Source organism: Nostoc sp. NOS(2021), assembly GCF_017115025.1.
Taxonomy (GTDB): Bacteria; Cyanobacteriota; Cyanobacteriia; order Cyanobacteriales; family Nostocaceae; genus Nostoc.
In genome coordinates this window covers 49,742-61,647 of the sequence record NZ_JABXKM010000053.1, presented here as the reverse complement: position 1 = coordinate 61,647, position 11,906 = coordinate 49,742, and the positions used below count along the sequence as shown (strand labels likewise).

General features: G+C 44.5%; 6 protein-coding genes. 2 read left to right on the top strand and 4 right to left on the bottom strand.

Annotated features, from left to right (window positions below; translation table 11 throughout):
- Positions 1 to 1,158: LLM class flavin-dependent oxidoreductase (locus tag HWQ41_RS06350; RefSeq protein WP_292760764.1), on the top strand; the 1,158-nt coding region annotated here is incomplete at its 5' end.
- Positions 1,159 to 1,646: 488 nt separating this feature from the next.
- On the opposite strand, the gene HWQ41_RS06345 is transcribed toward HWQ41_RS06350, so the two are convergent.
- From HWQ41_RS06345 to HWQ41_RS06335, 3 genes are all read right to left on the bottom strand, one after another.
- Entirely contained in the window at positions 1,647 to 3,479 is a 1,833-nt protein-coding gene (locus HWQ41_RS06345) for an Eco57I restriction-modification methylase domain-containing protein (protein ID WP_292760762.1), read from the bottom strand.
- A gap of 366 nt (positions 3,480 to 3,845) precedes the next feature.
- A complete protein-coding gene (locus HWQ41_RS06340; protein WP_292760761.1) occupies positions 3,846 to 5,654 on the bottom strand; it encodes an iron uptake porin in 1,809 nt (602 codons plus the stop codon).
- A gap of 944 nt (positions 5,655 to 6,598) precedes the next feature.
- Positions 6,599 to 7,951: an N-acetylmuramoyl-L-alanine amidase gene (locus tag HWQ41_RS06335; RefSeq protein ID WP_292760759.1), complete on the bottom strand. Its 1,353-nt coding sequence runs from the start codon at positions 7,949 to 7,951 to the stop codon at positions 6,599 to 6,601.
- 165 nt (positions 7,952 to 8,116) lie between these two features.
- Here HWQ41_RS06335 and dnaG point away from each other — a divergent pair, with 165 nt between their 5' ends.
- The gene (dnaG, locus tag HWQ41_RS06330) at positions 8,117 to 10,033 is read left to right on the top strand and encodes a DNA primase (protein ID WP_292760757.1); all 1,917 of its coding nucleotides are present in this window, start codon (positions 8,117 to 8,119) and stop codon (positions 10,031 to 10,033) included.
- A gap of 375 nt (positions 10,034 to 10,408) precedes the next feature.
- On the opposite strand, the gene HWQ41_RS06325 is transcribed toward dnaG, so the two are convergent.
- Positions 10,409 to 11,749, bottom strand: a complete 1,341-nt coding sequence (locus tag HWQ41_RS06325) for a DEAD/DEAH box helicase (RefSeq protein WP_292760756.1) — start codon at positions 11,747 to 11,749, stop codon at positions 10,409 to 10,411.
- Between the last annotated feature and the right edge of the window lie 157 nt (positions 11,750 to 11,906).

The following is an 11,906-nucleotide window of genomic DNA, read 5'->3' as shown; positions in this document are numbered from 1 at the left end:
GCTCCTCATCCCCCCACTCCCCACTCCCCACTCCCAACATTTTTAGGAGAATTAATTATGCCAGTTGAATTTATTGGATTGATTCGGACAAAACCGACTTCGGAATTAAATAGTGCATCAGGCTCTCTGGGCGATGACATCATTGATCCAGCTTATGTTCGTGAATTTGCCAAAGCCCATGAAGAAGGAGGCTTTGACAAAGTATTGATTGGCTATAGTTCTAGTAGCCCTGATGGTTTTACCATTGCTAGTTTTGCGGCTTCAGCAACCGAGCGATTGGGCTTTTTAATTGCTCATCGTCCGGGGTTTGTCGCACCAACCCTGGCAGCTCGCAAGGCAGCGACCCTTGACCATTTTACCAACGGTCGGATCGCAATACATATCATTACCGGTGGTAGTGATGCTGACCAGCAAAAAGATGGCGACTGGCTGGATCATGACAGCCGCTACCGCCGCACCGATGAATATTTAGAAATTGTTCGTCGTGTCTGGACAAGCGACATTCCCTTTGATTACAAAGGCGAATTTTACCACCTCAAGGATGCTTTCTCTGCGATTAAGCCGCTGCAAAAGCCCCACATCCCACTTTACTTTGGTGGTGCATCTGGCCCAGCCGTACAGGTAGGAGCCAAACACAGTAATGTCTACGCCTTGTGGGGTGAGCCAATTGCCGCAGTTAAAGAACGAATAGCAGAGGTACGTGCTGCCTTACCACCCGGTCGTTCCATTCGCTTCAGCGTCTCTCTGCGACCAATTCTTGGTGCTACAGAGCAACAGGCTTGGGAGAAGGCACATAGCATTTTAGGGCGAATTCAAGAGTTGCGAGGAGGGGCGAAAGTAGCTGCCCCAGCTAGACCCCAGGCGGTAGGGTCACAACGTCTGCTGGATTTTGCAGCCAAAAATGAGGTTTACGATAAACGTCTCTGGACACCGATCGCAGCAGCTACTGGTGCGGCAGGTAACACCACAGCTCTAGTGGGTACACCAGAACAAGTGGCAGAGGCTTTAGTTGATTACTACGATGCAGGTGTGACTACCTTGTTGATCCGGGGCTTTGATCCCCTAGAGGATGCGATCGCTTATGGGCGTGATGTCATTCCTTTAGTACGTGCAGAAGTCGCGCGGCGAGAACGGCAAACAGTTGGAGTAGCGAGTTAATAATCGTGGTGGCACCGTTGAGCAGGATATTGCGATCGCTAAAGCAGCTCTTGGTGCGATCGGCGCTGACCCCATTGATTAACCATAGAGTTGAATAGACATCTCCAGAAATTAAATATACGTTATCCAGAACCCTTGTAGAGACGTAGCACTGCTACGTCTCTTTTTCACCCATCCCCTTCTCTACGAGAGGCTGCGCCAACGGGGCGGGAACTCTTAATAGGGAACTCTTAACAGAAAAGAGAGAATTAGCCCCGTTCGCGGTAGCGTCTTGTAGAGTTGCAAGGTTTTAAGCCGTACTTCGTCCCTCGTGGGCGAAAAAATCCTTGTATCCCAAGGTAGGTTGAAACCCAATCCCCAAGTGTCTGGCTTAATTTTCCCTGTTAAAAGTTAAGAGTTCCCTTTCACCAGATGTCTAATTCGATTTTTTTAAACAGCCTAATTTAGCGCTATAAATGTTACACAGATACCTTAATTATGCTGTATATTCAGGAAGTTTGCTTCTTTTCTCTTTGGTAAGCCTGCAATAGATATTTGATAGGGCGGCTTAAATTATCTGGATTAGCAACTATCAAAGCTGCATCCAAAAATTGATGCACTGTTTGGCGGCGAACTGTTTCCCGTGTGTTGGGCTTATAGGTTTTGCCATAATGTTGATCCATAAAGTCCATCATCGGCGTAATTCCCATCAAAGGGGAAATTGCTAATTGCCAAGAGTCTGTCGGTTTTAAATTAAGCAACGCCAAGAGAGTTAAAGCTGACCGTTCGTTAAGCTGTCCTCGTGGAAAGCCCAATTGTGTCAAGATTTGCAGCGCTTCATCAATTCGAGACTTAGTTGCAATTGGATTATTCTCTGACAGATTCGACATACTCAGTAGCTGATTTTCAATAAGTTCATCAATTTCTCGCAAAGAAGGAAACTGCTCTTTAATCCCCGTCCCTAATGACAATAACTGTGACAAATTAGGGTACTTTAATTTTCGCAAATCTGTTGCATTGACCTGAGTATGCCCATTGAACAACCGAAAAAAAGCATCAACTAGGGTTGAATTGAGATAAACAGCAAGCCCACGAGCCAAGGTAATACTAAGTCCACGCCCATTTTTGTGAAAGTAATTCAAGTGATTTTCAAAGCCGACATAGGCATAATTAAATTGGTTGGCATCATAAACCACCGCAACAACACGCCTTTTCTCTTCTTTCGATGAAAATCTTTTGCATAAGACGTAATGCTCATTTTGGATCAGAAGATTCGCTGTTTCTTTTATATGAACTATTGCTTGGGGTTTTTTGGTTATTTTTGGGTACTCTACATATCCATTCGATAAATTCAACGGATAAATTAAAGGAACAGTATTGTTTTCTGGATTTGTCCTTAGATAATCTTTAGCTCTAAAATCTACTACCCGTCCGGTTGAAACTGTTAGCCCTAAATCTTTCAACGTACAGGTAAAAAGTTCCATTCTTTGAACAATTTGCTGGCTAATCTTATCTGGAATAATATGAATAAACTGCTCTAGATCATCGGGGTGAACTAACTCTGTATATGGTAAAGAGTGTGACATGAACAAGTCATCATTAGCATCAAAACTGGTATTGATGATGACGTTGCTAGATTTTTGCCTTTGTTTTGTAGCTTGGATGATGATAGTTTCTTGCAGAACATCATCGTCACTAAATGCTTCTTGCCGCGACTCAAAAAGATGTACTTGCTGTAAAGCCATCGTCTCTAAAAACATCTTGCGGAAGTCACGGAAATAAGGCCCATTACAAAAACTGCGCGGGGTAATCGCTACAAACTCCCCACTTGGTTTTAAAAGTTGCGCTGTAGCAGCCATAAAACCAGTATAAAGATTGCTAGTTTCCAAACCGATGGAACGCAGCAATTCGCGCACCTGGGAATGAGCATTGATTTTTAAATAAGGCGGGTTGAGGATAGCATGGGTAAATTCTGTTGCGTAGTTTACCGCCGTAGGCATCGCACTATTCAATAAACCAACCCGAAGCAGCCTGACTGCATCTTCGATAAAATCAGTCTCACGAATTTCGTAATTGAAGGAAATACCCACATCTTCACATTCCCTCTTACATAACTCTAGAGTCTGATGCAAATATCCAATTAGAAAAGGGTCAATTTCATAGGCTACAACGCGCAAACTTGACGTGTGTTTTCGCTGCTGGCATACTTTTGCCACAAAAGCGGCTAGTAATGAACCGATTCGCGCTCCAGCATCAAGCAAGGATATTTCAGGCAAATCCAGCCGATTAAACATCCCAGCCATTAATTGGGCTACTGATGCGGGAGTCAAAAACTGACCCATTGACCCTTTTTTGTCTTGCCTTAGCTTTAAACTTACTACAGCCCGATGAAGATCCACTTCTGCAAGCAAGTTTCCACTTGATAGTTTTGCGAGGCTGGTAAACCCCAAACTACTGTTATGACTTGCTACGAACGCTCTACTGCTTGATGGGACGATCACGGTCTGTCTTCTTAATTGCGATCAAGTTTACAACAACTTTACGACATCCTGATGTCTGAAGCTGACCACCTTTGCGATCGCAAACGTGGTCAGCGCAGCGGCGACCATAGGAGAAGTTCTGATCTAAGGAAGCCTGATCTGTTTATTTGTGGTTAATTATTTCTTTCTGTACCTTAACCATGCGGGAACCGCTATAGTTTTTTCAGGTTAAAACTTGAAGGTAGTGCGGAGCCAAACAACTACACTATCAGGATTGCTAGCATCAAAGTCAGGTGCAGTAATCCATATTACACCGGGCGTGATTGCAATATTATCATTGACTTGATATTGATAAAAGCCTTCAATATGTAAGGAGGTATCTTTGTCTACTTGACCAAGGCCATTACCTAAATTCACATTCTTACTCAGACTAGTCAACTTTGGCTCCATGCCCACAAAAATACCTCCCAAACTACCTTTTTGGAATAAATCGGGAAATGATAGTCCGGCACCCCAGTCCCAGGCATCTGCATCACCGCTTCCCAAGTAACGGTGCGCGGAATAACCTACCCATCCATTTACTGCCAGAGATGGATTAATCCGATAAAACGCTTCTGCACCATAAAGATTTCCTAAAGTTGCTCTTCCAGCCACGGTGCTGTTTGCTAAGTTACTGCCGATGGCTGGGCCGAAGTTTGTGCCACTGAGACCTGTAGTGTTTGGTGGACTATAAGTATTGGCGTAAGTTAAAGCCACCCGGAAATTCTTCTTGGGGCTGCTGTATAGTAATTGTCCTAGAGCTACATACCTGCCTTCAAATAAGCCATTATTCTCTGTCGGATTGTTACCGTTAATCGAGGTGTACTCCAACCCTAATTCCAGCTGTTTACTAAAGTTATGAAGGATGGCGATTCCGGCTCCGGTATCTCCATAGTCATAGACCATATTTCGCCGCGAATATCGTGAGATCCCATTAGCTGCTGACCCTTCAAAATACGGGTTGATGCTTCCGCTCAAGCCTAGTTCAAAGGCTCCATCAGACTGAGCAAAAACGTTAATTGCAGTATTACTACCAAGTAAATAACGATAGCGGAGGCCAGTGACTGTAAATTGATTGTTGGGGAATAATGGACTGGCGTTATCAGAAGTTTTACCATCACTGGTTCCAAGTATTCCACTTCTTGTTCCTCCTAAAGAGGCAATATTTCCTCCCCCCAAGGTTACCCGTAGTTGATCTGTGCCGTTAAAACTGCTGTTTAACCGCAAAGTAACCCGGTCTTGAAATGTGAAGTTGTGAGGTGCGGGTTGCTTGGTGACGACGTTATTGCCTGCCACAATCCCTCCAATCACAGTCTCAACTTCACCAACGAGTTTGGTTGTGGTGGAAAACTGCTGTGCTTGAAGAACTGCTGTTCGTGTTTCCAACGAATCCACCCTCCCCCGCAGTTGGGCTAGTTCTGGCGCAAATTGATTTTGGAGTTTTTGCAATGTTTCTAAATCTTCTTTTCTGAGCAAATCGCTGGTTCCCGCACTCACCAGTTCATTGATTCTCACCAGCGCTGCATTTAGTCCGGCCGCAAACTCGTAACGAGTCATTGCCCGATTCCCCTGAAAGGTTTGGTTGGGGTAGCCTGCAATCACACCATACCGTTCTACTAAAGATTGCAAAGCTTGAAACGCCCAGTCAGTAGGTTTGATATCTGATAACTGTGAAACAGAATTTACCTGCCCCATTGCGGCATTATCATCTAGCGATCGCACTTGATGGTTGCTGACTGGGCTAGCGCTAGTCTTAGGTACTGGTGAGAGTAATTGTGAAACAGGCGTAACTTGCTCAACTACAGAATTGTTGCGATCGGCAAAAAATACAGGCGACTGCCCAGAAGCTGGAACAAGGGTGGTATTACTCACAGTAGATGCAGTAGATTCAGGTATATTAGCCTGACTTTTTGCCGGATTCATAACTAAGATAATTGAGATATCTAGCAAAAAAAGTAACCAGAATGTAAATCTAGAATTCCAGCGAACAATCGACATGACTCCTCAACCTTAAAAGCGAAAGAACTGACTAGAGAACATAAAAAGCCGCAGAAATATTTCTGACAATACTTCTGCAAAAATGCCAGATGAGATTACTAGCAAGGATTTTACTGGTTAGATATCTGAAATCTCAGGTTCTCAAACCAGCAATACATTGATTGAATATGAAATCCAGAAAATCGTCTAAATTCTGATTTCTGAACTCATTCGAGAATATTTCAAACATCTTATTTATGATGCTGCTTCATCGGATATCTTCTTCAAGCCCTTTTTTATCGAGCTAAAGAAAATAATATTAAATAGATGCTATGTGAACAAAGATTTCGGAAACATCTTCTGACATCCTATTTGATTGGTGATGGCGTAGTCAGTTGATCATTGGCGACTTCAACGACTAAAAGTTGATTTGTGTTCTAGTTATTTCTGGGCAAATTGACATGGCTAGATATCATAATTTGCGCTCAAATAACTAAAAATACTATTAACATTTATTTAAATACTGTAAACCTATCGATTTGCAGTAATTTGTGCAAACTTATCTTTGCATAGAGATTTATAAAATGCAAGTATCGCAACTCTACTGGAGTTTAGACTAGTCAGTAGTGCGAAACTCCAAAGCTTTACGGCGATTGATGTACATCAAATATAAGCGCACCCACCCAAAACTTTGCTAACTAACATTATTGCTGGGTGGGAATGGGAATTTGGATTATCTTCTTCGATTGAATATGAACCTTTGATGACCTTGCCATCCAACCCCATCGTTTCTCCGCAGACTGGTTGTATTTTAAATAACTTGGCAAGGCACGCTCCATATTCAGGGTAAGTGAAACTTAATTTTAAAACCCTTCATACAAATGAAGGGTTAATAACATCCTCGTAATTGACCTGTAACAAGGCACGACAGAAGGTGCTATGTTCAAACTGGGATGCTCCCATACTCAAAGAAGTCCTGCCGATTCATATAATCGTTTGAGCATTGCTGAAATCTTCGTACCATAATCCAAATCTGCTGACCACCGCCCTGATAGCTGATCAATTAATGGTGCAATCCCGCGTGTGACAAAGCGAAACCTGGGATCTACTACTTCTTGTACCAAAGGTTCTAAACTGGCATAAGCTTTCAAATGTTGGATGTGCGCCCTCACTCCAATTCTGGCACTTGCAAAAGATGCAGCCTCCGAACCGCCACCGATCGCACCTAAGCCGGCAAAGTTATTTTGCTCAGGTTTAATATCACCACCAAACCGTAAAAATCCAGTTTCTACACACATTTGGCAAAAGGCAATATCATAGTTCACTCCCTCTATACCTGCTTCTTCACGATAAAGTTTTGGGATGTCAGGAAACTTTACCAAAGCATTTTCATTATTGTTTTTGAGGAATAATTGTAACTGTACTTCTGAAGTATTACCCTTCGACATCACCCGCTCAAATTGACCAGGGCAAACTATCAAATTCGATCGCAAGCTGACAGTACTAGTTGCAGCATCCCAACTGACTGCAACATTAAAATCTCGCAGTTCGATCGCTTTGACATAAACTACTTTGTGATAGGTAATCCGATTGACATTAGCTGCTTTTGAAAGGTCAATCCGTAGAAGGTCTACTAAATCAATGGGGATGTAAGCATTACCATTAACTAAAACTCCTTGCTCTGAGTAACTTTGCCCATTAATATTAATATTAATGGGCGGATAATTTGGTTCTGCTGGAGTTCCAGGAGTGGGGTCAATCACACGACTCCAAGTTACCAGTCCATCGACAATTCCCAAAGCAAAATCGCGGCGACGAGTTTGCAGCAAAGCCCGATCCTCTGGATTGCTGAGAAACCCCACTTGCATCACCAAAGCTGGAAGCGTTGTCTGGCGACAGAATACTAAACTACCCAATCCACTATCTGTATCTGGCTTGACTCCCCGGTTCGGTAATTGGGGTACGCGGCGCAATAACCCGATTAGTAACTGTTCAGCATTGCTCTTGCGATCGCTATTATTAGCAATGTAGAAGACGCTAGCCCCACGCACAGAAGGGCTGTTAGCCGCATTAGATTCAATTTCTAAGGCGATATCACCCCGACGGCCGCGGGAATTAATCCAGGCGATAGTTTGGGCGGCACTCAAGTCATCAGGAACCGCCAAAATTTCCAGATTACGCGCTCTCAGTTCCGTGACAATTAAATCTCGCAGCAGAATCATTTCTTTAGCTTCACTTGTACCACCTGCGATCGCACCTGGATCGATTCCTCCAGTTTCTTTGCCTCCATGAGCCGCTGATATAAAAATACGTCCCATTTTCAGTATTTCCTCTGATAAAATTAAGTGTAAGCAATTCTATACATCATTCTTCGTCTAGCAACAAGAATATAATAGCCATCAGAAGCCCAAAGTCATTTGTCCTTTGTCCTTTTTTCAAAGTTCATGACCAATGACCAATGACCAATGACTAATGACTAATATATGCAAATCCCCCGCTTGCACCCAGACACAATTGAGGAAGTTAAACTACGGGCTGATATTGTAGATGTCGTATCGGAATACGTCGTTTTACGTAAACGTGGAAAGGATTTTGTCGGTTTGTGCCCTTTCCATGACGAAAAATCTCCTAGCTTCACCGTCAGTCAGACCAAGCAAATGTACTATTGCTTTGGCTGTCAAGCTGGGGGAAATGCGATTAAGTTTGTGATGGAGTTGGGAAAGCGTTCTTTTCCTGACGTGGTGCTGGATTTAGCACGGCGTTACCAAGTACCTGTGCAAACTCTCGAACCCGAACAACGCCAAGAATTACAGCGTCAGCTATCTTTGCGTGAGCAGTTGTATGAAGTTCTGGCAACGTCCGCACAGTTTTATCAACACGCCCTGAGACAATCCCCAGGCCAACAGGCAATTCAATATTTGCAATCTAACCGCAAACTCAAAGAAGAAACTATACAGCAATTTGGTTTAGGTTATGCCCCCGCAGGTTGGGAAACTCTCTATCGTTATCTAGTGGAAGATAAACATTACCCAGCGCAAATACTGGAAAAAGCGGGATTGATTAAGCCACGCAAGGAAGGAGGCGGTTATTATGATGTATTTCGCGATCGCTTGATGATTCCCATCCGCGATGTGCAAGGGCGCGTCATTGCCTTTGGTGGTAGAACCCTGACTGATGAACAGCCTAAATATCTGAATTCACCAGAAACGGAACTTTTTAGTAAAGGTAAAACATTATTTGCCCTCGATCAAGCTAAAGGTGGGATTTCTCAACTCGATCAAGCGGTGGTGGTAGAGGGATATTTTGATGCGATCGCTCTCCACGCCGTTGGTATTAATAACGCCGTCGCCTCACTCGGTACTGCCTTAAGCTTAGAACAAGTCCGGTTAATATTACGCTACACCGAATCGAAACAATTAGTACTCAACTTTGATGCTGATAAAGCCGGAACCAATGCCACCGAACGTGCGATCGGTGAAATTGCCGAATTAGCATATAAAGGCGAAGTTCAACTAAAGATTCTCAATTTACCCAATGGTAAAGATGCTGATGAATATTTGCATAGCCACACTCCAGAAGATTATGGAGAACTGCTAAAAAATGCGCCACTTTGGTTAGATTGGCAGATTCAAGAAATTATTAAAGACCGCGACTTAAAACAGGCTACTGATTTTCAACAAGTAACTCAGCAATTAGTCAAATTACTTAAAAATATAGCTAACAGCGATACACGCAACTATTACGTTTCTTACTGTGCAGAAATACTCAGCTTGGGAGATACCAGACTTATACCCCTACGAGTCGAAAATCTGTTAACTCAAATTGCTCCCCCTGCGGCTACATACTCTAAGCCCGTATCAGCGAAGAAAGCATGGGGAGATGGCAAAGTTTCCCACTCTCCACTCCCTACGGAACGCAGCCTTTTAGGACATGCAGAGGCGTTATTACTACGAATTTACTTGCATTGTCCTGAACAACGTCAAGCGATTATTGACGAACTAGAGGAGCGAGATTTGCAATTTAGCCTTTCCCATCACCGATTTTTATGGCAACAGATTTTAGATACACCAGTGGAACAGGTAGATTTAATTTCAACTCTGGAAAACATATATTTAGAATTATCAGAAGACTTGGGATTAGTGTCGCATCTGTTTCATCTGAACGAGAAATGGAAGATAGAAATACCTCGGACTCCGCAAGTGGTTCAAGCCGCGATCGCTTGCATGGATTTGGTGATGCTGGAAAAACGCTATCGTCACTTTTTGGAACTATGGCAACAAACTGATCCAGAAACTGAACCAGAGCGGTATCAATCTTATTATCAGGCTTTCTACGCTGAAAAAATCAAGCTTCAGAAAATAGATCGACAACGCTTATTTTCCATCACCGAGTTGTTGTAGTTTCGGACTCACGCCCAACCTAACTTTTATTTATGTCCTGCACGCTTTTCAGAAGAAATCAAAGAAAGGTATCAAAACCCACAGGAGATTGTCTCGTTCCCAGTCTCCGACTGGGAATGCATTCCGAGAGGGCTGCCGCCTCAAGACTTGCGGCAGAGCCGCAATGAGGTGCATTTCCAGCCAGAGGCTGGAAATGAGGTTTTAAAAGGGTTTTGGCTTAAGTTGACACCAATGGCATCTCGCCCGCCCAGTAAGCAAAGGCGGAGAATACTTGTATTTAACGCTACTTCAATAACGTGCAGTACAAGTCAGTTGAACGCTGTCCACCCCATCAGATGGGGTAATTTATTTCTTGGTAATGGCTAAGAACGAAGATCAGCGCTCGCGTTTAGCAGAACGGCGGGATGCAGAGGAACGAGCGCCAGGTTTATCGCCATTGGTGGCAGGTGGCGCTGCCTTACCTTTAGCTGATATCTGTGGTGACAGTTTAGCAGTACGAGTCGGACGCTTGTCACCTCCGGGCTTGGGTCTGTGTTGCCGTCCATTTGGGATTGCTTCTGGCTCAATGTCGGGGTTGAGCGCAAAACCAGCGACTACTTCCCTCGGCAAGCGCTGCTCGATCAGTTTTTCGATATCTTTCAATAGAGGGTATTCATCGACGCACACCAGCGATACGGCTTCACCTGATGCGCCAGCGCGACCGGTGCGACCAATGCGATGAACATAATCTTCCGGTACATTGGGCAAATCGAAGTTGACTACATGGGGCAGTTCGCTGATGTCAAGACCCCTAGCAGCAATATCCGTCGCTACCAGTACTTGTAAGCTGCCATTCTTGAACTTTGCCAGAGCGTTGGTACGCACCGGCTGGCTCTTATTACCGTGGATTGCCAGTGCTTGAATGCGGTCTTCGGCCAACTGCTTCACCAAACGATCAGCGCCATATTTAGTGCGAGTGAACACTAGCACTTGATACCAATTATCTCGCCGAATCAGGTGAGCAAGTAATTGGCGTTTCTTGTCACGGTCTACCTGATAAACCTTCTGTGCGATCGTGTCGGCGGTAACGTTGCGGCGTGCTACCTCAATCATCGTCGGGTGATTGAGCAGTCCGGCGGCCAGTGTTTTAATTTTGTCCGAGAAGGTAGCGAAGAATAGCAAATTCTGTCGCTGTTTGGGCAGGAGTGAGAGGATGCGGCGAATATCATTAATAAAGCCCATGTCCAGCATCCGATCTGCTTCATCCAGCACCAAAACCTCAATATGCGATAAATTCACCGTGCCCTGCTGTACGTGGTCTAGCAGTCGCCCTGGAGTAGCGACCAGAATATCCACTCGACCCCTCAAACGCTGTTTTTGCAGATGAATACTGACTCCGCCAAACATCACCATCGAGTTTAGCTTCAAATACTTCCCGTACTCGCGCACGCTTTCTTCCACCTGTGCGGCGAGTTCACGAGTCGGGGTGAGAATCAGCGCCCGGATCGGCGGGTATCCATTAGACGTACCTTTGCTCTTGTCGGACGACAACCGATGCAAGAGCGGCAGGGTAAAACTAGCGGTCTTTCCAGTGCCAGTTTGTGCCCCAGCTAGCAAATCGCTACCCGACAAGACGGCAGGAATCGCCTGCATCTGAATTGGCGTGGGTTCGGTGTACCCTCGCTCGGTAACGGCACGGATAATTTCATTGGACAAGCCGAGAGTAGAAAAAGACATAAAACTCCAAAAATAACATCGGCCTGTCGCCAATGGTGGCGTCAGTCTTAGGCGGACGGATAAAAAATCATTGAAAGGCTGGATGGGCAGTAGCGCCAAGACTGAGAGCGTGTGCCGCAGTTATGCATTCTAACAGATTGCAATTCATTGTGTCGTT